Consider the following 23,958-nt stretch of genomic DNA (forward strand, 5'->3'; position numbering starts at 1 on the left):
TGAAACGCCTCAAAAGGGGCATCATTTTCAAATCTTCAAATCAGAAAATTTTCAAATCAAAACTTTCCCTGGTCCATCAATTTCTTTCGTTCCGCTTTCCTTTTCTGGCGTTCTGCTTTATTCTTTAAACGCTCCTCTTTGTTTTTCAGATGTTCGTCAATACGGTCTTTCGTAGCTTTTTGTTTTTCTTCATCGAGGCCGATACAAGGCTTTATACCAGTAAGCAGGGTTTTCCAGATTGTTTTAAAAAACGGCGAATCTTTTGGGCGTTTATAGATTACCAATGCCGAAGTTAGCTTTCCCTTATCATCCGGGTTACTGCGCCTGATCACAAACAGGTTGGCGAATATCGACATGATTGATTTTCTTTTAAAACGGTCATTAGCGGTATCGGGCTTTAGCAGCACTACCTTTAAATCGTTATATAAAAAATCAATCTTACCCTTAAACACTTTGCTGTTGGCCTGGATATCAAAGCTGAATTTTTTAACACTGCCCGATGTCATCTTTACCATGGCCAAAGGCATGGTAGCCGGATTTAGCCTTCCAAATTCCATGGGGCCTAATGTGCCTTTATAGCTGAAGGCCGCATCGTCATCACTTAAATTAAATTTCATTTGCACATCGAGCCGGCCACGGTTCATGAAATAGGTGGTCAGGTCAACAGTGGTAATGTTGTTTCTGGCTATGGCCGATGGGTTGTTTGTAATATTATAAATGCGTCCGCTGGTGTTATAAAAGGCTACTGTACCCGTTTTTTGCGATTTTTTATTAAACTCGTTATAGATCACATCCACATGCCTGAGTTTCACGGTATCTATCCTTAAATCAAGATTTAATTTCCTGATCATCATGTTAGGAAAGGTTTTAACCTTATCAGTCAGTGAATCCGGCTTTTTACCCGGGTTGGTGAAAGCGGTTATCTTGCCTCCGGCCAGCGTTAAGCTTGAGGTAGAAACCGTACGGTATTTATGATAATTTAGATAGTCAAAATTGTTGAGCTGCACCGAATCTGCGAGGAAGCCCAGGCGGTCTTTCTGGCTTTTGCCAAAAAATACGTCTGATTTTGCGGGTTGCATAGCAAGTCCTTCTATATTTAGTCGGGAGGTAAGTGTGGAAAGTTTAAGATGCCTGATCTTGTAAGTGTACAAGCCGCTTGGAGTTTCCCCTGTGTAGTTATTCAATTCGGTAATGATGTCCTTACAATAAAGCAGGCGCGATTTATCGTATTGTGTGGCCGAATCTATCAGCAGGTCGGTAGCACTTAGGTTTAGCTCTTTAAGTTTGGAAATAGCTACTTTATTGCCAGAGTAATCTTCATATTTCAGATTGACGTCATTCAGTAAAATGGCGCCGATATGGATCGACTCCAGGCTTTTTGAAATACGCTGCCAGGCAGTTCGATGGTCTTTAACAACAGTATCTTTAGTATGGTTTAACTGGTAGCTAACGCTCAACTGTGGTTCATTCAAGATAATCTGACCGATGTTTAGCTTTTTTCGAAAGTAAAGGCTAAAAGGATGTACGTGGTTAAGCACCAATCGTTTTACCTTAAGCTCAACAAGTGTGTTTGGCGCCAGGTGCAATCGCTTCTTCTGATTGTAAACAGTTGTATCGGGCTTAAGGGTGATATTGTAAATAATGATCTTCCCCTGCAGAACATGTAGTTCCGCATCCGAAAAATCGGCTGTATAAAGGCTGTCACTGCTGCTTAATACTACATCTTTTACCTTACCGGCCAATATGGGCGACCAATACCTGTTTACAACTACAGCCAGTAGTAATATTGCTATAACCGGTATCAGCACAAATTTAAATGTCCTTTTTTGCCACTTGTGCTTTAAAAAATTTAGTGCCATTTACCGGTGGTTACTTTTTACTTGTGTTTTAATGCTTTAACAGCAAGTTAGTAACTTTTGTTATAGTGCGGTGGCGGTGTATGTTATTTTTTGTTAAAACTCATACTTGATTCATCATCGACAGGTTTATATGTTGATGTTTAACTTAAATAAAGGTTTTCCTTAACTGCAAAGCAACCCCGGGGAAAATGATGGCGTTATATCTGTACATAACCATTATTAACATCTAATTCAGACTCCCGATGAAAACAAAAATGTACTTAGCCCTGACGGGCGCAATTGTGTTTACTTTATTAACGGTATCGTGCAAAAAAAATCACGATAACAATCCAAACACACCTAAAGCTGTTACCGGCGTACAGCTTACCTCAAACGCAACCTTTGGCAGTATCATAACAGATAATAACGGTCGCGCGCTTTACTTTTTCTCTGATGATGCAGCTAATGTTTCAACCTGTACAGGAGGATGTGCTGTGATTTGGCCTGCCTTTTATAAAGAAAATCCATCCATAGGCACCGGCTTATCTGCAACTGATTTTGGTGTTATCACCAATGCCGACGGCAACAAGCAAACCACTTATAAAGGCTGGCCCTTATATTACTATGCAAAAGATGTTGCTGCTACCGATGTTAACGGCGATGGCGTTGGCAAATCATGGTTTATAGCAAAAGCCGATTATACGGTAATGGTTTCTTACGCACAGCTGATAGGGCACGACGGTAACCAGTATACCAGCAAAGGAATAGCCGGTACTGAAAACTCACAGTACATTACAGATGCCAACGGGCGCACCTTGTACCTGTTTACTAAAGACGCCTCTAAAACAAATAAGTTTAGCACCGGCGTGGCTGCTCATGACGCCAACTGGCCAATTGATGGGGTAACAACAGTTCAAAGTGTTCCATCTGTTTTAAACAAGGGCGATTTTGATGTGATCACCGTGTTCGGGCAAACACAGTTGGTGTACAAAGGGCACCCGCTGTATTACTTTGGCCAGGATAACGGCGTTAAAGGCAATACCAAAGGTGTTAGCTTCCCGACGCCGGGCGCGGCTATATGGCAAATCAACAACACCAGTACTGTGGCTTTGTAATAAACTTAAAACTGAGACCGGATTTAATGGACGGGTAATACAACTGTATTGCCCGTTTTTTGTTAAGTAGAGCATGTTTTTATTTAATACTGACAATATGTCATTTGGGTATTTAAATTTTGTTTATTTTTGCAAACTAATTTTTTATATAAATGATGGATTTGCTTATTCCGGATAAAACACATGATGAGAGCAGGCAGGGTGAGGCGCTAATGTTAAAAGCCGAAACAGCTAAAAATAATGGCCGTAAGCTTTATATTGAAAGTTATGGCTGTGCCATGAACTTTTCTGATAGTGAGATTGTGGCTTCTATTTTGGCCGAACGTGGTTTTGAAACTACGCCCGATTATAGCATTGCCGATGTTATTTTCATCAATACGTGTTCTATCCGTGAAAACGCTGAGCAACGTGTGCGTAACCGTTTAAAGGAGTTCACCGTTGCTAAAGTGAAAAATCCGGGTTTGGTGGTAGGTGTGTTGGGCTGCATGGCCGAACGTCTGAAATCAAAATTCCTGGAAGAAGAAAAATTAGTAGACGTTGTTGTTGGCCCGGATGCGTACCGCGATTTGCCAAACCTGATTGATCAGGTTGACGATGGTCAAAAAGCGGTTAACGTATTGTTATCGCGCGAGGAAACTTATGCCGATATAAGTCCGGTACGTTTAAACAGTAACGGCATTAACGCATTTGTATCAATTATGCGTGGGTGCGATAACATGTGCTCGTTTTGTGTGGTGCCATTTACCAGGGGGCGCGAACGCAGCCGTGATCCGCAATCAATTGTAGCCGAATGCCAGGACTTGTTTGATAAAGGTTACCGCGAGGTAACTTTGTTAGGCCAAAATGTGGATTCATATAAGTGGAAGTCGAAAGCTGAAGGTTCTGAGTCGGATGCCATAAGTTCAGTATCAGAAGCTGAAACTAATTTCGCCAACTTGTTGGAGATGGTAGCCTTGATCAGCCCTGATCTGCGGGTTAGGTTTTCAACCTCGCATCCAAAGGATATTACCGATGAGGTGCTTTATGCTATCAATAAATACGATAACATCTGTAATTATATCCACCTGCCGGTACAATCGGGCAACAGTCGTATTCTTGATCTGATGAACCGTACATATGATCGTGAATGGTATATCAACAGGATCGACGCTATCCGCCGCATCATTCCGGATTGTGCAATTTCCACCGATGTAATTACTGGTTTTTGCAGCGAAACAGATGAGGAGCACAAGGAAACCGTAAGCATGATGGATTATGTGAAGTATGACTTTGCCTACATGTTTAAGTACAGTGAAAGGCCAGGAACTTTAGCTGCAAAACGTTATGCCGACGATATCCCGGAAGAGGTAAAGCAGAAGCGCTTAACCGAAATAGTTGCCAAACAACAGGAGTATTCTTTTTACAGGATGCAGGCCCGTATTGGCAGGGTAGAGCGCGTACTGATAGAAGGTTTCTCTAAAAAATCAGACAAAGACTATTGCGGCCGCAGCGATCAAAACGCGATGGTGATTTTTCCGGTTGGCGAAGGCTACAAACCAGGAGAATACGTTAACGTACTTATCGAGCGCAGCACAACGGCTACTCTAATCGGCAAAGTTATCCCCCAAACCCCCTAAAGGGGAGTTACATCCTGATGGATCGGGGTGTAGCATACAAAGGGGATATGATAAACAAGAATTATAAACATTTACAATAACTCCCCCTTTAGGGGGCCGGGGGGCATGGAAGTACAGGAAATAAAACAACGCTTCGGGATCATTGGCAATTCGCCATTGCTTAACCGGGCTATAACTATAGCAAACCAGGTTGCACCTACTGATATCTCGGTATTAATTACCGGTGAGAGCGGTAGTGGTAAGGAGGTTTTTTCGCACATCATACACCAGATGAGTCCGCGTAAACATGGGCCTTTCATCGCGGTAAACTGTGGTGCCATACCTGAAGGTACTATCGATTCGGAGCTTTTCGGTCACGAAAAAGGTGCCTATACAGGTGCAGTTGGCGAACGAAAAGGTTATTTTGAGACCGTAAATGGTGGTACTATATTTTTAGACGAAATTGCTGAAATGCCGCTGGGTACCCAGGCGCGTTTGCTGCGGGTGCTTGAATCAGGGCAGTATATTAAAGTAGGTTCATCTAAAGTAGAAAAGACGAACGTACGCGTTATAGCTGCCACTAACGTTGATGTATATGACGCGGTGAAGAACGGGAAATTTCGTGAAGACCTTTACTACCGTTTAAATACGGTGCCCTTAAAGATCCCGCCATTGCGCGACAGGAAGGAAGATGTATTTCTGCTGTTCCGCAAATTTACGGCCGATTTTACCGATAAATACCGTACGCCACCTATTCAACTGGATGATGACGCCCAGCAGGTATTGACAAATTATTCGTGGCCGGGTAACGTAAGGCAGTTGAAAAACATGGCCGAACAGCTGGCCGTACTTGAGCGCGACAGGATCATTACTGCTCAAACACTGCTTACCTATATACCGCATGAGGCTGGTGCCCGTAACCTGCCTATGCGCCTCGAAAATCAGCCTAAAGAAGATTTTTCGGAGCGTGATATCCTGTATAAAGTATTGTTTGATATGAAGCGTGATATGGTTGAGTTGAAAAAGCTCGTAGCCGATATTATTGAGCATGGTGGTGTTTCACCGCATTATGCCAACAATCCGCAAACTTTAAACCAGCTTTATCGCGATATTGAACTGCATGGTAACAACGACTCACAATTTACCTTGCAACAACCCGTTAATACCGTTACAAACAGCAGCGGTAATAACAACAGCACTATCGATGGTTTTAATATAACGCATGATGCTGAAGAGGTTGAGGAATCACTTTCGCTGATTGAAAAGGAATCGGACCTGATCCGTAAGGCTTTAAAGAAGCATAAAGGCAAACGCAAGCTTGCTGCAAATGAATTAGGGATTTCTGAGCGTACGTTATACAGGAAAATAAAAGAACTAAACTTATAAAATTGATGAAAAAACTTTTGGGAATTATTTCAGTGTGTGTGCTGGTGCTTATGTGTCCATCATGTTACACTCTCAAAAATCAATCAATCCCGCCCACTTTGAAGACCCTCAATGTTCAGTTCTTTGAAAACAATGCTGCGCTGGTGGTTAATAACCTGAGCCAAACCTTCACCGAAGCGTTAAAAGACAGGGTCCGTACACAAACCAGCCTAAGCTTAGTCCGCGGCGAAGCCGATGCAACCATGTCGGGCGCTATTACCGGTTATTCTATTGCTCCGGCATCTATTCAAGCCACTTCAAATAATGTGGCCCCAATTGCTGATGCTAACAGGCTTACTATTACCGTTCGGGTTAAATTTTCATTTGATGCCGCGAAAACTCCGGCAGATAAAAAACTAAGCTTTGAAGAAAGTTTTACTAAGTTTGCTGATTACCGGGGGGATATTTCTTCGCAGGAACAGAACCTGATACAGCAAATTAATAAGCAGTTAATAGACGATATTTTTAACAAGGCCTTTTCTAATTGGTAGGCAATTTGTATTTTCAACCACGTGGATCAATATTTGAATAGCAGGCAGTACGAAATATTAGATGAGCTGTTGGCCAATCCGGCCGAGACAGGTTCGTTTTATGGTTATAACCTGCAGCAGTTGGTTGATGCCTATCCGCAGAGCGGTATTTTGCGTGCTTTGCTTGCCCATGCAGGTTCAGCTAAAGATGTGCAAAAGGCAGCCGTTTATTACAAACCTGTTTTATTACACAAGCTAATTCACGAACCGGAGGGCTTAGGTCAGGTAAATGCATCGCAGTTAATCAACCTGCTTGACCCTGCAGTTGTAAACAATACTCCGGCTCCCGAAAACTATTTCAATATAGGCCCTGCAGTTGATGAGGTTCACGATACTTTGCCGCCTGTTCCGGAAGGTTTAACTATTGGCGCGGATCAGGAAAAAGACAGCTTTGATTTTATCGCTACCGATGACTATAAGCCTGAAACTACAGATGCAGAACTGATAGCCGGGGTTATTGATCATGAACCATCAACTACAGAGCCTACCACGGAAGCAGTGACATCTACCCATGATATTGAGGATGAGGTTTATGATGAAATTGTTGGCATTGAAAATATAAGTATAAGTAAGGCTGATGCTAATGAGCATGTTGCTGATATTGATACGCTTCCTGAAAACCATGAGGTTACCCCATCTTCGGTTAGTGTTAACGAAGCTGAGGACGTAAAAGACGATGTAACTGAAAAATGGATTATCAGTAACATTGCTTCAACCGATTATTTTTTGTTTGATAATTCTGTTGCGGATACACGAACTGAAGATAAAAATGCCCTGCAGGAACCTGATTTACTACAGGCAAAAAGTGAGATTGCCGAGCAGCACGAGGTATTATCGAAGTACAACGACGAGAAAATGCCTTATACCTTTATGTGGTGGCTGGATAAAACCCGTAAAGAATATGCATCAACTTATCAGCCCTATAATATTGAAACAGTAGCTCCGCAAGTTGCGCCTGATACTGCTGATAACCAAACTGCCGATGCTTTACAGCATCAGTATTATGAAAATATCTTCCATTCGCAATCTCTTGAGGAGTTGGAGAAAACACCTCAGCCCGATGTACCGGAGATAAAAAGAAAGGAAGACCTCATTATTGATAAGTTTATCAGGGAAGAACCACAGATCAGGCCGCCATCTATTGATAAGCTCGATAATGAAAATAAAGCAAAGAAAAGTTCGGAAGACAGAAATGACTTGGTAAGCGAAACTTTAGCGCAGATTTACATCGATCAGATGTTATATCACAAAGCTATTGCAACTTACAAAAAATTGATCTTGAAATTCCCGGAAAAAAGCCGTTACTTTGCGAGCCAAATTGAGCAGTTAGAAAAGAAAACTAATTAATATAAAGAAATGTATATCGTTTTAATCATTGTTACCGTAATTGTATGCGCTCTGTTAGGGCTTATCGTACTTATCCAAAACCCTAAAGGCGGTGGTTTGGCATCAAATTTTTCAAGCTCATCACAATTAATGGGTGTACAAAAAACCGGCGATTTTTTAGAAAAAGGTACCTGGGCATTAGCTATCACCCTTATGGTATTGTCATTAGCTATTAACGTAGCTGTAAAAGGTGGTTCATCAACAAATGCAGATAACCCTGCATTACGTGAGCAAATTGAAAAGGCTTCAAAACCAACTAACTCGGTTCCATCGGCAACTCCGGCATTAACGCCGTCTGCTACACCGGCACCTAAAGCAGCTGATAGCAGCAAAAAATAATAAAATAATTAATTAAGATATATTGAAGGCCTCCGGAATGATCCCGGGGGCTTTTTTGTTTTAAATGGAATGAAAAAAAATGTCATTTCGATAGAGCGGGGATAGTCACGAGCACAGGGGCGAAAGAGAAATCTTATACACCATGCAAGCCGCTATGTAGGGTGTATAAGATTTCTCTTCACTTCTCCCTCGCAGCCCCGGGCTGTTCGTCGAAATGGCAACGCTGTTATTATTCAAATAATAGAAGATAACCCCAACAAAAAACGCCCCCGATTTTCGTCGGAGGCGTTTTTGTTATACAATGTGCCCGGATTATAATATCAGGATCAATACCAAAATAATAATGATGATAGCGCCTACAGAAAGGTAAATACCACCACCGCCAAGGGCATTGGCCTCTTTTTTCATTGATTTTAATTCGGTACGCAATTCTTTTCGCTCAGCTTTTGTAAGCTCCGATTTATCCATTGCCTTAATCTCATTAACACGGGCTTTGATCTCCTCAACACGGGCTTGTTTTTGCTCGGTTGTCATGGTTGCTATTTCTTCCTTGCTTAGCGGGGTAAGCGCGTGGGTGTCGGCAGCAAAAGTATTTAACGCTGTAAACGACAGCAACAAAGTAAGAGCTAATAAATAAACTTTAGTTTTCATAGTTTTAATATTTAAGTGATTCTTTCTATGAAAGAGAAAAAGTGTGAAAAATGTTTTACCTAAGTATAAAATTATTGTAACCTAAATGTTTATAAGCAAACAAAATAAGCCGATTCAAAAACATGCCCCACGCTTAATTTCAGGATAGCCTCTTTTTCTTTAATATCTACATGTTTGCCCTGCGTGTCGGCGCAGCCAAGCCATGGTTCTATGCAAACAAAATCGGCTCCTGGTTTGGCCCATAAACCAACATAATTGAAATGTGGAAACTCAAGTGCCAGGGTTTGATCATGCCTGTCGCTTTTAATGGTTATCATGCGCGATTTTAAATCTTTAAAAACCAGGGCATCGTCATTAAACAGATCGCGGGTTAAATAAAGTTTTTTATTAGGAGTTGGTACGGGATGTGTTACGCCGTTAAAAAAACCATCTTTTGATAAAAGATGTGTATCAAAATGTTCTTCAGTTTCAAACTCCAGGTAATAGTCCTCATAGTTTTCGCCTTTGTTAAAAGGAACATTAAAGGCCGGGTGTCCGCCAACAGAAAAATATATCGATTTTTTATCAAGGTTGATCACTTTATAGGTAATGCGGAGCGCATTATCGATAAGATGGTACAAGATCTGGAAATCAAATTTAAAGGGATAAACCTTGAGCGTATTCTCGCAGTTGGGTAACGAGTAACTTGCCGATGTTTCATCCGACTCCAATAAAAAAAACTCCGACTGCCGGGCAAACCCATGCCGTGACATCGCATATTTTTCACCATCAACTAAAAGCTCATTATTAATTAAGCCGCCAACTATTGGAAAAAGGTTTGGAGCATGCCATGGCCAGATCTTTTCATCGCCCTGCCACATGTGTTCAATGCCTGTGGCCTTATTGATAAATGAACTAAGCTGCGCGCCTCTGGTGTCGATAGCTACTTTAATGTGCTCGTTTTCTAAATGAGTGATCATAGGAGTATAATTAATGTGAAAGCCCGGCTAAAAAAAAAAATAGCCGGGCTTTAAACCAATATATAAAGGATTCGTTAATTGGACAACTTCCGGTTAAACGAAGTTAACAAATCAATCATCATCCTGTTCTTTTTTAGGTTCTAAAATTACAAATGCACTCCTTTTTGGCGCGGGCATGACAGATGATTCGCCTTTTACGTACTTCCAAACCACTTCATTCAGGTCGATGTCGGGTGCTGCATCTTCTTTAGCAAAATTGAATAGTTCAGAACGTTTGCTGCTTTCATTTACTGCTATGTTGCGCTGTTCTAAATCAACCTGTGCCGGTTTGGCTGTATAGGGTGTAAGGTCGGGTTTGCTGGTAAAGCAATCATATAGCGGCATGGCGGCGGCATCATACTGGCTCATCGGCGGAAGGCCTAAAATAAGCTCCATGGTACGCAAAACGCCGGATGTAGAATACATGCCATGGATCACCGCGTTGCGCTTTACATAAGGGCCAGCTACAAATACCGGTGAGCGGTGCGCGTCGATATGATCGGGCCCGTTTTGGGCATCATCTTCCAGGATAAACACTACGGATTCTTTCCAGATAGAGCTATGTGACAGGTGCTCGATAAACTGACCTATGGCAAGGTCATTATCGCCAACAGCTGCAATAGGAGATATTGCGCCCTTGCGCTGTCCGCTGGTATGATCATTTGAAATACGCACTGTATTAAAATGCGGTACAGCATTTATAGTCAATAACGAATCAAAATCATGCGCCCAGATCTCAGTACGTTTTACATCTTTAACGCTTAAATCAAAGCCCGGCGATTGCTGGCAAAAATGTCCTTCAAGCGATTTTAAGTTTGCCTTGCCGGGGTTATCATCACTTACAAATTCACCATAAGTACGGTAGCTTACACCGGCGCGTTTACAATAATCCCATATAAAACCATCGCGTGGGTAGGCTGCTTTACGGGTTCCTTCAAAATCATAATTACCCCCACGGCCGCCATAACTGGTTGGCCATGTTTTTTCCACAAAATCGGTAGCGTAGGCGGCCATGCTCCAGTTGTGCCCGTCGGCACTTACTTCGGCATCAACGTAGAAGTTATCAAGCAACACAAATTCGTTGGCTATGGCGTGGTGGTTAGGTGTTACCTTATTACCGAAGATACACAGTGAAGTATCGCCGTTGCCCTGCGGCATATCGCCTAAAACCTGGTCGTAAGTGCGGTTTTCTTTAATAATGTAGAATACATATTTAATTGGCGATTTTTCGCCTACCCGGCGGGGGATAGGATTGCCTTCTTCGCCTTTGGCTGTTTTTTCAACTTTAGCAGTAAACGGTGTGTTGGCATAAACCTGTTTGGTATAAGTTTTCAGTTCCGCATCAGTTGGTGTATTGATAAATGACAGCGTACCTTTAAATAAGCCGCCGATATATTGCTCACGGCTGTTGATGGCACCTTGTTTATATCCGCTGTTATCGGTTTTTTTAACCGGCTGCGGGCCTCTTGGGTTGGCCATTGATGAAAAGCCCTTGCCATTTGACACCAGGATTTTATCGCCCAATACTTTTGCATTGGTAGGGTACCAACCTACGGGGATAAAACCTTTGCTTTTGCTGCTGCCCGGTACCGTTACATCAAATACAGCAAGGCAATTGTTGTCGGCATTGGCTATGTACAATGTTTTTCCGTTTTGCGATAGTGCCAACCCATTACTGGTTGAACCGGTAAGGCGGGTAGGGTAAAGGGCTGTAGAAATAGTTTCTATTATTTTATGCGTAGTAGTATTTACTACCGATACTGCATTGTCATTAGCATCGGCCACATACAGGAATTTTCCTTTTTTATCCAAAAGCAGCTCATTAGGATGGCTGCTGGTTTTGATAGTGCTGAGTGTTTGTTTTTCAATGTTGTAAAAGCCGAGCATATCTCCTCCCCACAAAGAAATGTACAGTGTTTTTTCATCGGGCGATAAAATACAGCTGTAAGCTTCGGCAGGTAGTTTTACCTGTTTAAGGACGTCTTTTTTTTCAGGATCGATAATATAAAGGGTGCTGTCTTCTTTAGTAACCGAATAAAGACGACTGTTGCTTTTGTTGGTTACCATACCTGTGGGGCATACCTTATTTTTAGGCCATGCATTTGGGGCTAACTTAATGGTATCGGGTGTGCCGAGTTTGTTATTGGCGATGTTAAATACCAAAATCCAGTTGTCATTGCCGCCTGATGCATACAGTTTTTTTTCGTCGCGGCTGAAGGCAAGTCCGTACCACGATTTTTTAACTATTACCTCATCAAGCAGTTTTTCGCTTTTAGGATCAATTAATTGAACCGACTGGGTGCTTTGACCGTTGTTAGTAACAGCTAACAACTTACCTGATGATGAAAGCTGCATATTAAGCGGCAGATCGCCCAGAGGTAAAGATGTTCCGGCCGGACTAAGTTTCCATCCGTTAGGCAATAACACCCGTCCTGTTTGCTCGATTTTACCCGGAGTTTGGGCGAAGGATTGTAGCGCAGCACTTAGAAATGCAATGCCGGCGATGAGTTTTAGTTTCATAAGAAAACGATTGTAGTCAAAATTACAAAAACGTTTTATCCTGAAAGGTGTGTTAACGGAAACTTAATATAGAATTGGACTTTTCCGTGTTAGGTTATCCGATTGTTAATTAAGCAATTGCTTTTTGAACTGGTTGGGGCTGATGCCTGTTTCCTTTTTAAACAACCGCGAAAAATACGGCAGATTTTCAAAGCCGAGTTCATAGGCTATTTCCGAAACGCTTTGATAATCACTTTTAAGGCGGTTTTTTGCTTCGTTTATAAGGTAAATGTGTATCAGTTCTATAGCCGTTTTTCCTGTTTCCTGCTTAAGCATGTCGCTCAGGTAACGGGGTGATAAATTAAGCTGCGACGCTAATGCATTAACAGAGGGCAATCCCTGGGTTAGCAGCAACCCGTTTTTAAAATAGGCGGCCAACACTTCATTAAATTTCGATACCGTTTTACCCGAAAGCTCCATACGGTTAATAAACTGGCGTTTGTAAAACCGTTGCGAGTATTTCAAGATCGAATCAATATGGGTGAGCATAATATCGCGGCTGTATTCGTCGGTATTATTGTGGTATTCGGCCTCTATCTTATAGTAAAGGTCCCACATGATCTGCTCTTCCGACGGCGAAAGGTGCAGCGCCTCGTTGGCTTCGTAATCGAAAAAGGCGTATTTATTGATTTCGTTATGCAAAAAGTGACCATTCAGGAAATCCTCGTGAATGAACATGATAAACGCGTCCTCATCATACTCCACACTGTTAAACTGGATAACCTGTCGGGGCTTGATGAACATCATACTGCCGTTATCATGGTCATATTTGGTACGACCATACATGATTTGGCCGGCTTTAAGTTTTTTAAACCCGATCATGTAAAAATCAGATGTAAACTCCCTGTCGCCAAATCCGCAGGTATGGGTGCACCTGTACAAACTGAAAAGCGGGTTCTCCGGCATTGGGAAACCATTAGACCGGTGCATGTCGGCCAAATTTTTAAAATGCTGCATGATTAATAAAGTTAAACAAATCTACGCCGGATTGCGGCGTAGATTATGTCAGTAGAATACCATTTATTATAGAGGTTAAAAGCAAAATGCACAAAGCTTAAAGCCAATAACTAAGAGGCTCTATATATGGTATTAATTATTTACCCTGAGTTCGGGATAGAAAAATTATCTTAATAATAAAAAATGTCATTTCGATAGAGCAACGGGGACTGAGGTATGGAGCGAAAGAGAAATCTTCTACGCATGCAAATTGACTATGCATTAGTTAAACATGGCGTTGAAGATTTCTCCTCACCCTTCTTTCGCAAACCCTCCTTGTTCGTTCGAAATGACATCGTTTTTTCTTATCCTAAACTCACATTATTTACCATGTGCAGCGTTAGCTACTTCGCTCCAGCTATCCCATTCGGCAGCACGGCCTTCATAGGTTTGTTTAACCCATGGGTGTGCATATTTTCCCAGGAATAAACGTAACGGAGGGTTTTCGCTGTCGATCAATTTAAGCACGGCATCTGTAGTTGCTTCAGGTACACCGAAAATTTCATCAGTTAAACCAGCCTGGAAAGCGGCACGTACACCGTCATATTCAGGCATCGCAGTGGTTTGCGCGGCAGAAGCACCAGCCCAATCAGTTGCAAAGCCGTTTGGTTCAACCAGGGAAACGTTTATTCCGAAGCCTTTTACTTCGGCGGCCAGGGTTTCACTTAAACCTTCTACCGCAAATTTAGATGCGTTATAGATACCCAATACAGGCAGGGTGATGAGGCCCAATACGCTCGAAAGCTGGATGATATGACCATAGCCTTGCTCACGCATTACAGGTAAAACAGCTTGTGATAGCCATAATAAGCCAAAAAAGTTGGTTTCCATTTGTTCGCGAGCTTCTTTTTCGGTGGTCTCCTCAATACTGCCGAATAAACCGTAACCTGCGTTATTGATCAGTACGTCAATACTGCCGAAGTGTTCTTTTGCTTTATTAATTGCTGCAAAATCCGCAGCGCGATCGTTTACGTCCAGTTGCAGTGGTAAAATATTGTCGCCATATTTATTTACCAGGTCATCCAATGTGCTCAAATCACGAGCAGTTGCTACTACTTTATCGCCTCTTTGCAATAATGCTTCGGCCCATAATTTACCGAAGCCACGTGATGCACCGGTAATGAAAATTGTCTTTGCCATTTTTGTTGTTTTTAAATGATAAGACAAAATTAGCGGGCCTTATGCAAGGCGATTTATACAGAAGTAGGGAACACTGATACATTTTTACGCTGAGGCTTGTAATTGGTAATCAGCGTGTCATTAGAAATAAAATGTCGACAGAAATTCGTTATACATTAAAAAATAAAACCCACCTCAAGGAGGCGGGTTTTATTTGTATATACTTCAAACTCCCTCTCCAAAGGAGAGGGCCGGGGTGAGGTTACTTGCTTTTCAATACTAATGTACTGCTTTGTAAACCATCAGCCGAAGCGGTTAAAGTTATCGTTCCGGCTTTTTCTTTTGCCTGAACAATGGCTAAGGCCAGGCCGTGGAATGCTTTGCGGTAATCTGCTTTGAACGGATCATGACTAACCGGATCGCCGTTATCAACGCTGGCGATGAAACCTTCGCCGTTGATCTTGAAGTTTACCTTATTATTCGCATCCGGCACAACGTTACCGTCTTTATCCAATATTTTTATGGTAACGAACGAAAGGTCTTTGCCATCGGCCTTGATTTGCGAACGGTCTGCCGTAAGTTCAATTTTTGCAGGGGCACCTGCGGTATGGATCTCGCGGGTTAATACTGTTTTGCCGTTTTTGCGTGATATTGCTTTTAAGGTGCCCGGTTCATATTTTACGCGCCACATTACGTGCAGGTCGTCGCCTGTTTTCTTTTGGATACCTAATGATTTACCGTTCAGGTATAGTTCAACTTCATCGGCATTGTTGTAGTATGCCCAGATATCAATCATTTTGCCTGGTTCCCAGTTCCAGTGCGGGAAAATGTGGAGCACATCTTTATTGGTCCACTCGCTTTGGTACATATAATATACATCCTTAGGGAAGCCGGCCAGGTCAATGATCCCGAAGTAAGAACTGCGCGATGGCCATGAATATGGAGTAGGCTCGCCAAGATAATCGAAACCTGTCCAGATAAACATGCCCGAAAGAAAATCATACTTTTTCATCACTTTCCAGGTCATTTCATGGGTTGATCCCCATGGTGGTCGGGTGTTGTCATATGCCGAAACGTTGTTGCCTTCCCTTACAAAAGGTTTATCATCGTTGGTAGGCCAAACCCTGATGCTATCTGAAGGCATTTCATAATAACCACGAGTTTCCAAACCCGAAGTAGTTTCGGTTGCAATGAACTTTTTACCCGGGTAGCGGTCATGAAATTTAGCATAATCAAACTGGTGATAGTTATAACCAATCAAATCAATAGCTCCCGATTTTACAATTTTGTTTGTGGTATCCGGGCGATCATTAGCCGTAGTAAGCGGGCGGGTTTTATCCAAGCTGTGAACAATGGCAGCCAGTTCGGGCGCAATACGCAATGCGCTGCTATCGGCCTGTTGAGGGATCTCGTTGCCGATACTCCAGATCATAATACTGGGGTGATTGCGGTCACGTTTTACCTGGTCTTCCAGATCGCGTTTATGCCATTCTTTAAAATACAGGTGATAGTCATAAGTAGCCTTTTTCCATTCCCAGCAATCAAAAGCTTCATCCATTACTATGAAGCCCATTTTATCGCAAAGGTCAAGCAGTTCGGGGGCCGGGGGGTTGTGCGAGGTGCGAATGCCATTACAGCCCATCGCCTTTAGCATTTGCAGCTGGCGTTCAAGCGCTCGCGTGTTAACAGCAGCACCAAGGCTGCCAAGATCATGGTGATCGCAAACGCCTAAGATTTTCATTGGCTTGCCATTCAAACTGAAACCTTTATCAGCATCAAAATTAAAATAGCGGATGCCTACGGTAGTAGTGTATTCATCAATCACATTTTTGCCTTCCAGAACTTGTGTTACCGCTTTATACAAATAAGGTTTCTCAACCGACCATAACACAGGATTTTTCACCGTAAGCGCATTATCAGTTGTTAGTACAGCGTTTTTAATCCGTGCTTCCAATGTAGCTTGTTCGCTGATTGCAACAATTTTACCGGTGGCATCATAAAGTTTAGTGCTGATAAATAATGATGGCGAAACTTCATTATTACGCAGTTGTACCTGTACATTAACTTTAGCTGATGATGCGCTTACATCGCTTGTAGTTACATAAGTACCCCAATGATCAATAGCGATTTTGTTGGTGGTTTCGAGCCACACATGGCGGTAAATACCCGAACCTGAATACCAGCGCGAATTTGGTTGTACAGAGTTGTCGACTTTAACAGCGATAACATTGCTACTGCCAAAATTCAGGTAAGGCGTAAGCTCGTACCTGAAAGAGATATACCCATTTGGCCTGAAGCCAAGGTGATGGCCGTTGATCCACACATCACTTTTTTGATATACGCCATCAAAATCAATATAAACCAGCTTGCCTTTTGACGAGGCCGGAACAGTAAATGTTTTACGGTACCAACCGATGCCGCCTGGTAAGGCACCGCCCTCGGGAGTGGCAGGATTATCTTTTGAAAATGTGCCTTCGATACTCCAGTCATGGGGCAGATTAAGCGCGCGCCATTTACTATCATTCAGCGTTACCTTTTCGCCGTTTTCAACAGCGCCAAGGTTAAAGCGCCAGCTTTTATCAAAATCGAGTTTTTGGCGGGTTTGGGCAAAGGGTTTTAGTGTAGCCAGCATCAGGATAGCCAGCATTGCATACTTATAAACCTTAGCCCCGGGTGATTTTATTGATGACATAATATCGTTTTGGGATTAATTGTATTTTGGACACTAAATTATAAATAATAGCTCAAAAGCAAAGGAATGCCGTAAATAAGTAGATGCGAAAACTTAATCCCTAAACAGGGAAATTAAACTTATGAGTAGCAACTCCATAGCCGTCAACTTAGCCAGCGGCGAGTGGGGTGATAGGGTTAACATAAATTCGATTATTTGTTTTTATATTATTGACAATCAATTTATTAAATATCTGATAAGGTTGCCTGAATCCGCGCTTAGTTGACCGGGTACCGGGTTTAATTGAACAATATGAGCAGGCTATTGATATGCTGAAGGATGAATAGTGGCCGGATGGAGGTTTATGTATAGTCGAAAAATTAATTTCAAATCATCTCATACTATTTTCGCAAATATTCCGTTTCAGGATTCAATGAAAGCAATCGCCTTTATCATGTTAATTTTTATGGTGCTCATTTCCACTATACAAGGGAAAGCGGAGCCAATGAATAACATGTCGAAAGAATGCTGTCATCATATGGCTAATATGCCGCAGAAACACCATGGCGGGCAAAAAGGATGTGACGGTGGTATGTGCATGACCATACTGTCATGCAATAATTGCTGTTTCTTAAAAGCTGAAACTATCAGCGCTGAGGTTGTTGCTGTTTCTGTTAATAGCAAAGCCGCTTTGCCTTACCTGGTGGGCAATTTATCCGATTACGCAAACGCCTGCTGGAACCCTCCGAAAGTTTGATAAAAAGAACATCTGCCTATTTTCAATAGTGTATCTTTTTATTAAACATTCAATTTAAAAATCATGAAAAAATTTCTTTTCATCACTACTGTGATGTTGTTTACTATATGTAATATTTCGTTTGCTAATACGCCTTGCTGCAATAACAAAATGAACCACTGCACTAAATGTGCTAAGTCATGCACCAAGCCAACATGTTTAGATAATTGCAGCAAATCATGCAAAGCCTCGGGCGATTGCAATAAAACCTGCAGTAAATAGCAAAAACTGCCCCGGGGTGAAAACCGGGGCAGTTTTTGTTAAACAGGTGTTTTTAATGAACCCTATCCGTTTTATATATTCCAAGCGGGCCATCTATAATATCAGCTATTTGCTTACTGAATAGTTGAAAATGCTCCTGCTTAACGTGCTGATCAAGCCCCTCCTGACTGGCCCAGGTTTCGTGAAAAATAAACTGGGTTTCATCTGTGGTTGATTGATACAGCTCGTATTGTAAACATGCTTCTTCCTGGCGGGACGCTGCTACCAGCTTATCCAAAAAATCTTTCATTTGGGCAGTGGTGCCGGCCTTACACTTCACTAAGGCTGTTAAGTAAATTTTCATGGTTTGGGTTGTTTTGAGTAAACAGATTATTTAAATGTTCCTGGTAGCGTTGCAGGTTCTCCTCAATATTAGCGTTTTTCATCACATCATAAAAGTGGATACTTTCTAAAGGTTGCATGCCGGTAAAAGCATTCATGCGATGAAAACCAAACATCGGCCCTTCGTCAACACTATGCTCATTGAAAAATTCGCCTGGTAGGGTGAAAGCTGTAAGCGGTGCATTCCACGAGGTTGTAAGCATATACTTTTTGCCGTGCATCAGTCCGCCGGTGCCATAATTAATACCAGGGTTTTCGGCAGTACGGCCGTCGCTGCGGTAGATACCGTTTTGATAGCCTGCGGTGAAAACCTCATCTATATACTTCTTTAAAGCATGTGGTACCTGGAACCACCAAACCGGGGTATGGTAAATGATCACATCGGCCCATTTATAGTTTTCGGCCTCCTGCATAGGATCATAAGCGTTATTAACATCTGTTGAGCGTACCTCAAAATCGGGGTGTTCAGTGAAATATTGTACAGTGGTATCTAATAATGTTTTGTTAAATTTTCCGCCGGAGTGGCCGAAGATCTGCCCGCCGTTTATTACAAATATGTTTGTCATTTATTTTCGTGTTTTAATTTTTGTCAAAATTACTGCTGGATTATCTACTATTAAAATAGTATAATTTATACTTTTGTATTATAATTATAATAGATTGGCTATGATTAATTTTGAATGGTTCCGTACGTTTAAGGCGATATATGAAACTGGTTCGCTAACCGGCGCGGCCGAGGCCTTGTTTATTTCTCAGCCGGGAGTGAGCCTGCATTTAAGCTCATTGGAAAGCTATGTAGGCTATAAACTGTTTGATCGTACTTCGCGCAAAATGGTATCTACCGAGCGGGGAAAGATCCTGTACAATTATATCCAGGAGTCTATCAGCAAGTTGGAAGAAGCCGAGCGGCATTTTCATAAAAGTACCGAAAAGGATGTGCCTACCATAAGTATAGGCATGTGTTTTGAAACGTTTCAGTTTACGCTTGAATCCTATCTGCCCACGCTGCCTTTTAATGTGATCATTAAATTTGGTGAATATCCCGAAATGCTGGCCGACCTGGACGGTGGCATCCTGGATATGATTGTAACACCGCATAAAGGTGATTATAAGGGGCTTGAATATAAGCCTTTCTTTAAAGAACGGATAGTGGTGCTGGCCGGGGCACAAACGCCCACCGATGAATTTAATGAACTTTTGAAAACTAAGGACCTTAATCAGATTCAAACCTGGCTCAAAGCTCAAATCTGGTATGGCTCATCGGGCGATATGGAACACCTTCGGCGCTTCTGGCACATCAACTTTGGCAAGAGGCCCGATTTTAAACCCAATTTTATTGTGCCCAACATGGGGTCAATTCTGCGCTGCCTGAGCGACGGTAAAGGAATTGCAGTGATCCCTGATTTTCTTTCAAGAAAAGAGCGGGATAGCGGCAATATCAAATTGCTTTGGGAGGGATATAATAAGATAGAAAATACGTTGTACTTCGGCACCCGCAAAAAATCAATTTATGCAGAACAGATAGCCATGGTGCAGGAGATTTTTGAACGGGAGATGGGGCCGCGTTAGGGATTGCAGCGGAAAACCCACAGCCCGCTCAGGCCTTCGAGCGCAGTGCCGGGGCGAGGATTTGCAGCGTAAAGCCCGGGCCGCAGGCAACGCCCATGTTTATAAATCGATCAAAGAAAATATACTTAACAATCAATGATTTGCAATTACGTTGCCATAAGCGTGGTGCGGCAACCTCGTAGCCAGTACATACCCGCCCTGTATAGCTACGGGATTGCCGCGTCGCCCCAAGTGCTTTTGCCGATGCCGCTCCTTGCAATGACATGGATTTTTTGACCAGGATTTCCAACCGATCTTCATCTTCCGAATACCTGTAGGCACCACCCACAAGCAAAATCTTCTATAACGCTGCCCATGGCAAGTAGTCGAATCCAGACTTACGAAGTTTTTAAAACTTCGTAAGTCTTTTTCTGCTTTGTCATTTCACCCTTCAAAGTCCGCTGGGTTTTATTATTTGCGATGGCGTTAATCCCTTGACGGAATGATCGTAAATCTCTTTTTTATTCGCAGAAACGGTTTTTCGAAAAAATTATATGACAATAGTGATATAATAACCGTTACAAGAAATGCGATAACGAAACCAACGTTGTTTTTCCATTCGTATAAACCAATCATGGTGCTAAAAGAAGCAAGTTCATCTTTAAATACCTGATACACCAGCCAAAAAATAGTGATGTGAAACACATACATCCCGTAAGATATGCGACCGAGGTACGCTAACGGGGCCGGCATGTTTTTTGGCTGGCTCCCATACAAGGAAAAAAAGAACAGTATAACGCCGGCAAGGATCAACAGCCAGCCACCTATTGCCTGCGGAATGGTTTCGAGGTGCGGCGAATCCGCATGAACTTCGCATACCATTGAGGCCAACAGCCAGCATATGAGCCCGGTTATAAATAAGGCAACCCGTGCAACCACATGCAATTGAGGCTGCCAGCCTTTTAAATAAACGGATAAAAGGATTCCTGCCGCAAAAAATTGGAATTGCACAAAACTGTTTGTCCATTCACCACTAAATCCGGCTGTTGGCTTTTGCGCATAATAGATAATAGTTGAGTAAGCTGCCAAAAGTGCAAGAAATGAAAACAATTTTAGCCCTCGTTTGCCGGTATAAAATACCAGCAAGGGGAGTAAAATATAAAGCTGTTCTTCGAAAGAAATGCTCCAGAGCGGGTTAATAGGATATGATGGAAGCCAGCCATTGAAAGTAATATACCAGTTACCGGAAAATAAACTAAATGCCATTTGAGTGCCTGACGAAATATACCCGAATTTATCTGAAAGGTGGGTAACTAACACCATTCCAAAAAAGAAGGTAAAGTACAATGGCCAGATACGAAGTATTCTTCTTGTGTAAAAAGCTTTCACATTAATTTTACCCGAATATTCTTGTTCCCTTGAAAGCAATTCTGTTATTAAAAATGCGCTCAGAAAGAAAAATAGCGGGACACCAAATACTCCAACTAAGCTTAAGTGATAAGCCCAATAGTTTTTCGCGGGATCGATGGGGGCAAGATCCATTCGGTGAGTAAAAAAAACGAAAAGAAAGGCACAAAGCCGGAGTACGTCCAGCTCTGGCTTATAATATCGTTGTGGTGTCATAAAAGCTTTTTATTCCTTACCTGCAGTTAACAGAGATCACTCGTTCAGCGTATTTTATGCTATGTAGTTAGTTTAAATGCTTCACGAAAAAATCTTTACCGCATTTGCGTAAGTTAAATCATTAGCTGTTTTTTCGGGCAAAGAAATAAGTAAACCATTTTCATTTCTTTCAAAGTTTAAAGATTGTTTTGTTGGCAACCATTCTATCTTTTGAATTTCCTTTGTAAAACGACTGCTGCCTTTTGCCAGGCTTTTAATTACCAGTTTTCCGTCTTCAGGCCAGCCCATCGCGGTAGCATAAAGTATATCGCCTTTGGTTGCAAAGCGAATATCTTCATGTGTAAACTGTTTCCCCTTATCTTCATTGAAACCCTGGTCGCTCAGGTGGGCTGCCTCTTCCAGCGCCGGTCCTTCACCAAATATTTTCCATGGTCTTGTAGCAAAAATGCTTTCACCGTTTACTTTCATCCACCGGCCAATATCTTCAACTATTTTTCTTTCTTTTTCATCAATGGTACCATCACCCCTTACCGGAATGTTTAGCATCAGGTTTCCATTTTTACTTACGATATCAACCAACGTTTGAACGATTGTTTTGGCTGATTTGTATCCGTCGCGTTCATACAATGCCCGATCATAATGCCAGCCGCCAATGCAGGTATCGGTTTGCCATGGCAAGGGTTGAATTTGGTTGGCTTGCCCTCTCTCAATATCCCAAACCATCGCTTTGCGTTGTTTTTCATTTAGCTTTTTTCCGTTAAGGACTGCGCGGAGGTCTCCGTGTTCTTTAATGCTTTTATTGTAAAGATGAGCAGCAATGCGTAAGCCGGTATCACTAACCGGCCAAAGCGGAAGCTGGTCATCATCGAAATAAACAACATCCGGGTTGTACTTATCGATGAGCTCTATAGTACGGTTATAAAATTTTTCGATATATGCATTGGACGGCGGACATACGCCATTGGTCCAGTCCCATTGCTCAACGTTGAAATTATCGTCTAAACTATCCTTGCTCAACGGGTGATTTTGTGCGTACAGTTCCTGCGGGTCCAGGTCATCCCACCATTTTCCTTTTCCACTTGCTTTTGTGAGCTTTCCGTCATAAGGAATATCCTTGTAGGGGCCCGCCTTATCTGAGCGTTGTGCCACTTCATACCAGCGCCATGCGTGCGAGGCATGGACACTTACTCCAAATGGCAGTCCGTTATTTCGCGCAGCCTTTGCCCATCCGCCAATCAAATCTTTTTTTGGGCCAATTTTAGTTGAGTTCCAATACGCTTGATATTTACTATCGTATAAATCAAAATTGTCGTGATGATTGGCAAGCGCCATAAAATATTTTGCACCTGCGCTTTTATACAAACTCACCAATTCTTCGGGATTCCAGTTTTCAGCCTTCCACTCATTGATCACGTCTTTAAATCCGAATTTTGAAGGATGTCCGTATTTTTCAAGATGAATTTTATATTGCGGCGACCCTTCCTGATACATGTTTCTTGCATACCAGTCGCCGGCTTCGGGCTGGCATTGAGGCCCCCAGTGTGCCCATATGCCAAACTTGGCATCACGAAACCAGGTTGGGGTTTTATAATTTTGCAACGATTCCCATGTGGGTTTGAACGGGCCATTTGCGATTGGTTCATTTAAAGGCTGGCCTTCAAAAAAGCTATTGCCTAATGCCCGCGTTAACCATAACGATGGTAGAGTGGTGGCCAGTCCTTTAATTAATGTTCTGCGTTTCATTCTTAAAATTATGTCGGTTTATAGAAGCCCGCCTGGCGGATTCGGCTTTATGTATTATTAAAATCTACTGTCACACATCGCAAGTCATTACAACAATTGCGGAACTGCCGCATCAATTGTTTCCATCCTGATGATTTTTATAATAAAGTCAGGTTTATGTGTAAGTTGCTGATTAGTATTTTAAAGTTTCGAAGATATTGTTATCAGAATGGATATTTTTTACATTTAACGACCAATTTTTGTACATAACAGACTTTTTAACGGTTATAAGCCTGTTTCAGCCTATAACCCGGCCACAAATTAAAATGGTTTTAGGAGCTGCTAATTCAGACAAAAAAGGACGGGGATATGCGATCCCCCTTTCTTTCGAGAGTTTAAGTTTGCCCATAAAATTTATCAGCCTGAAATTTCAATAGAAGGCAC

The 23,958-nt window shown here is 42.2% G+C and carries 19 protein-coding genes; 8 read left to right on the plus strand and 11 right to left on the minus strand.

Annotated features, from left to right (window positions below):
• Positions 1-56: 56 nt before the first annotated feature.
• A complete protein-coding gene (locus ACEN9X_RS15375; RefSeq protein ID WP_413665981.1) occupies positions 57-1,859 on the minus strand; it encodes a hypothetical protein in 1,803 nt (600 codons plus the stop codon).
• A 242-nt stretch (positions 1,860-2,101) separates the two neighbouring features.
• Between ACEN9X_RS15375 and ACEN9X_RS15380 the strand changes: the two genes are divergently transcribed.
• The 6 genes from ACEN9X_RS15380 (at position 2,102) to secG (ending at position 8,228) form a co-directional block, all read left to right on the plus strand.
• Positions 2,102-2,953: a hypothetical protein gene (locus tag ACEN9X_RS15380; RefSeq protein ID WP_413665982.1), complete on the plus strand. Its 852-nt coding sequence runs from the start codon at positions 2,102-2,104 to the stop codon at positions 2,951-2,953.
• A 152-nt stretch (positions 2,954-3,105) separates the two neighbouring features.
• Positions 3,106-4,569 carry a tRNA (N6-isopentenyl adenosine(37)-C2)-methylthiotransferase MiaB gene (gene miaB / locus ACEN9X_RS15385; RefSeq protein WP_413665983.1) on the plus strand — a complete coding sequence of 488 codons (1,464 nt, stop codon included), beginning with the start codon at positions 3,106-3,108 and terminating at the stop codon, positions 4,567-4,569.
• 105 nt (positions 4,570-4,674) lie between these two features.
• The gene (locus ACEN9X_RS15390) at positions 4,675-5,934 is read left to right on the plus strand and encodes a sigma-54 interaction domain-containing protein (RefSeq protein WP_413665984.1); all 1,260 of its coding nucleotides are present in this window, start codon (positions 4,675-4,677) and stop codon (positions 5,932-5,934) included.
• Between the two features lie 98 nt (positions 5,935-6,032).
• Positions 6,033-6,464 (plus strand): LptE family protein, encoded by a 432-nt coding sequence (locus ACEN9X_RS15395; RefSeq protein WP_413665985.1) that lies wholly within the window; start codon positions 6,033-6,035, stop codon positions 6,462-6,464.
• 21 nt (positions 6,465-6,485) lie between these two features.
• Entirely contained in the window at positions 6,486-7,850 is a 1,365-nt protein-coding gene (locus tag ACEN9X_RS15400; protein ID WP_413665986.1) for a hypothetical protein, read from the plus strand.
• 9 nt (positions 7,851-7,859) lie between these two features.
• Positions 7,860-8,228, plus strand: a complete 369-nt coding sequence (gene secG / locus ACEN9X_RS15405) for a preprotein translocase subunit SecG (protein ID WP_413665987.1) — start codon at positions 7,860-7,862, stop codon at positions 8,226-8,228.
• A gap of 312 nt (positions 8,229-8,540) precedes the next feature.
• Here the strand turns inward: secG and ACEN9X_RS15410 are convergent, their stop codons facing one another.
• From ACEN9X_RS15410 to galB, 6 genes are all read right to left on the minus strand, one after another.
• A complete protein-coding gene (locus tag ACEN9X_RS15410; RefSeq protein WP_413665988.1) occupies positions 8,541-8,879 on the minus strand; it encodes a hypothetical protein in 339 nt (112 codons plus the stop codon).
• A gap of 89 nt (positions 8,880-8,968) precedes the next feature.
• Positions 8,969-9,838 (minus strand): aldose 1-epimerase family protein, encoded by an 870-nt coding sequence (locus ACEN9X_RS15415; RefSeq protein ID WP_413665989.1) that lies wholly within the window; start codon positions 9,836-9,838, stop codon positions 8,969-8,971.
• A 111-nt stretch (positions 9,839-9,949) separates the two neighbouring features.
• The gene (locus ACEN9X_RS15420) at positions 9,950-12,397 is read right to left on the minus strand and encodes a bifunctional YncE family protein/alkaline phosphatase family protein (protein WP_413665990.1); all 2,448 of its coding nucleotides are present in this window, start codon (positions 12,395-12,397) and stop codon (positions 9,950-9,952) included.
• Between the two features lie 105 nt (positions 12,398-12,502).
• On the minus strand, positions 12,503-13,393 hold the full coding sequence (locus tag ACEN9X_RS15425; RefSeq protein WP_413665991.1) for a helix-turn-helix domain-containing protein: 891 nt from the start codon (positions 13,391-13,393) through the stop codon (positions 12,503-12,505).
• Positions 13,394-13,753: 360 nt separating this feature from the next.
• The gene (locus tag ACEN9X_RS15430; protein WP_413665992.1) at positions 13,754-14,572 is read right to left on the minus strand and encodes an SDR family NAD(P)-dependent oxidoreductase; all 819 of its coding nucleotides are present in this window, start codon (positions 14,570-14,572) and stop codon (positions 13,754-13,756) included.
• 241 nt (positions 14,573-14,813) lie between these two features.
• Complete coding sequence (galB, locus tag ACEN9X_RS15435) at positions 14,814-17,243, minus strand: beta-galactosidase GalB (protein ID WP_413665993.1); 2,430 nt, start codon at positions 17,241-17,243, stop codon at positions 14,814-14,816.
• A gap of 412 nt (positions 17,244-17,655) precedes the next feature.
• On the opposite strand from galB, the gene ACEN9X_RS15440 reads away from it, so the two are divergent.
• Positions 17,656-17,979 carry a hypothetical protein gene (locus ACEN9X_RS15440; RefSeq protein ID WP_413665994.1) on the plus strand — a complete coding sequence of 108 codons (324 nt, stop codon included), beginning with the start codon at positions 17,656-17,658 and terminating at the stop codon, positions 17,977-17,979.
• A 313-nt stretch (positions 17,980-18,292) separates the two neighbouring features.
• On the opposite strand, the gene ACEN9X_RS15445 is transcribed toward ACEN9X_RS15440, so the two are convergent.
• Positions 18,293-18,583, minus strand: a complete 291-nt coding sequence (locus ACEN9X_RS15445; protein ID WP_129568643.1) for a putative quinol monooxygenase — start codon at positions 18,581-18,583, stop codon at positions 18,293-18,295.
• A complete protein-coding gene (locus ACEN9X_RS15450) occupies positions 18,549-19,187 on the minus strand; it encodes an NAD(P)H-dependent oxidoreductase (RefSeq protein WP_413665995.1) in 639 nt (212 codons plus the stop codon). The genes ACEN9X_RS15445 and ACEN9X_RS15450 overlap by 35 nt, the downstream gene beginning before the upstream one ends.
• A gap of 100 nt (positions 19,188-19,287) precedes the next feature.
• Between ACEN9X_RS15450 and ACEN9X_RS15455 the strand changes: the two genes are divergently transcribed.
• Entirely contained in the window at positions 19,288-20,190 is a 903-nt protein-coding gene (locus ACEN9X_RS15455) for a LysR family transcriptional regulator (protein ID WP_413665996.1), read from the plus strand.
• 465 nt (positions 20,191-20,655) lie between these two features.
• On the opposite strand, the gene ACEN9X_RS15460 is transcribed toward ACEN9X_RS15455, so the two are convergent.
• Both ACEN9X_RS15460 and ACEN9X_RS15465 read right to left on the minus strand, forming a co-directional pair.
• Complete coding sequence (locus tag ACEN9X_RS15460; protein WP_413665997.1) at positions 20,656-21,792, minus strand: acyltransferase family protein; 1,137 nt, start codon at positions 21,790-21,792, stop codon at positions 20,656-20,658.
• A gap of 81 nt (positions 21,793-21,873) precedes the next feature.
• Positions 21,874-23,535 (minus strand): alpha-L-fucosidase, encoded by a 1,662-nt coding sequence (locus ACEN9X_RS15465; RefSeq protein ID WP_413665998.1) that lies wholly within the window; start codon positions 23,533-23,535, stop codon positions 21,874-21,876.
• Positions 23,536-23,958: the final 423 nt, after the last annotated feature.

Origin of the sequence: Mucilaginibacter sp. Mucisp86 (genome assembly GCF_047324315.1) — a bacterium.
Classification (GTDB): domain Bacteria; phylum Bacteroidota; class Bacteroidia; order Sphingobacteriales; family Sphingobacteriaceae; genus Mucilaginibacter.

Coding starts and splice junctions, on each gene's coding strand:
- ACEN9X_RS15450 (WP_413665995.1), bottom strand. CDS start 19,187: ATGACAAACATATTTGTAATAAACGGCGGGCAGATCTTCGGCCACTCC.
- galB (WP_413665993.1), bottom strand. CDS start 17,243: ATGTCATCAATAAAATCACCCGGGGCTAAGGTTTATAAGTATGCAATG.
- ACEN9X_RS15425 (WP_413665991.1), bottom strand. CDS start 13,393: ATGCAGCATTTTAAAAATTTGGCCGACATGCACCGGTCTAATGGTTTC.
- ACEN9X_RS15420 (WP_413665990.1), bottom strand. CDS start 12,397: ATGAAACTAAAACTCATCGCCGGCATTGCATTTCTAAGTGCTGCGCTA.
- ACEN9X_RS15390 (WP_413665984.1), top strand. CDS start 4,675: ATGGAAGTACAGGAAATAAAACAACGCTTCGGGATCATTGGCAATTCG.
- ACEN9X_RS15375 (WP_413665981.1), bottom strand. CDS start 1,859: ATGGCACTAAATTTTTTAAAGCACAAGTGGCAAAAAAGGACATTTAAA.
- ACEN9X_RS15380 (WP_413665982.1), top strand. CDS start 2,102: ATGAAAACAAAAATGTACTTAGCCCTGACGGGCGCAATTGTGTTTACT.
- ACEN9X_RS15440 (WP_413665994.1), top strand. CDS start 17,656: ATGAAAGCAATCGCCTTTATCATGTTAATTTTTATGGTGCTCATTTCC.
- miaB (WP_413665983.1), top strand. CDS start 3,106: ATGATGGATTTGCTTATTCCGGATAAAACACATGATGAGAGCAGGCAG.
- ACEN9X_RS15460 (WP_413665997.1), bottom strand. CDS start 21,792: ATGACACCACAACGATATTATAAGCCAGAGCTGGACGTACTCCGGCTT.
- ACEN9X_RS15410 (WP_413665988.1), bottom strand. CDS start 8,879: ATGAAAACTAAAGTTTATTTATTAGCTCTTACTTTGTTGCTGTCGTTT.
- secG (WP_413665987.1), top strand. CDS start 7,860: ATGTATATCGTTTTAATCATTGTTACCGTAATTGTATGCGCTCTGTTA.
- ACEN9X_RS15465 (WP_413665998.1), bottom strand. CDS start 23,535: ATGAAACGCAGAACATTAATTAAAGGACTGGCCACCACTCTACCATCG.
- ACEN9X_RS15445 (WP_129568643.1), bottom strand. CDS start 18,583: ATGAAAATTTACTTAACAGCCTTAGTGAAGTGTAAGGCCGGCACCACT.
- ACEN9X_RS15430 (WP_413665992.1), bottom strand. CDS start 14,572: ATGGCAAAGACAATTTTCATTACCGGTGCATCACGTGGCTTCGGTAAA.
- ACEN9X_RS15455 (WP_413665996.1), top strand. CDS start 19,288: ATGATTAATTTTGAATGGTTCCGTACGTTTAAGGCGATATATGAAACT.
- ACEN9X_RS15415 (WP_413665989.1), bottom strand. CDS start 9,838: ATGATCACTCATTTAGAAAACGAGCACATTAAAGTAGCTATCGACACC.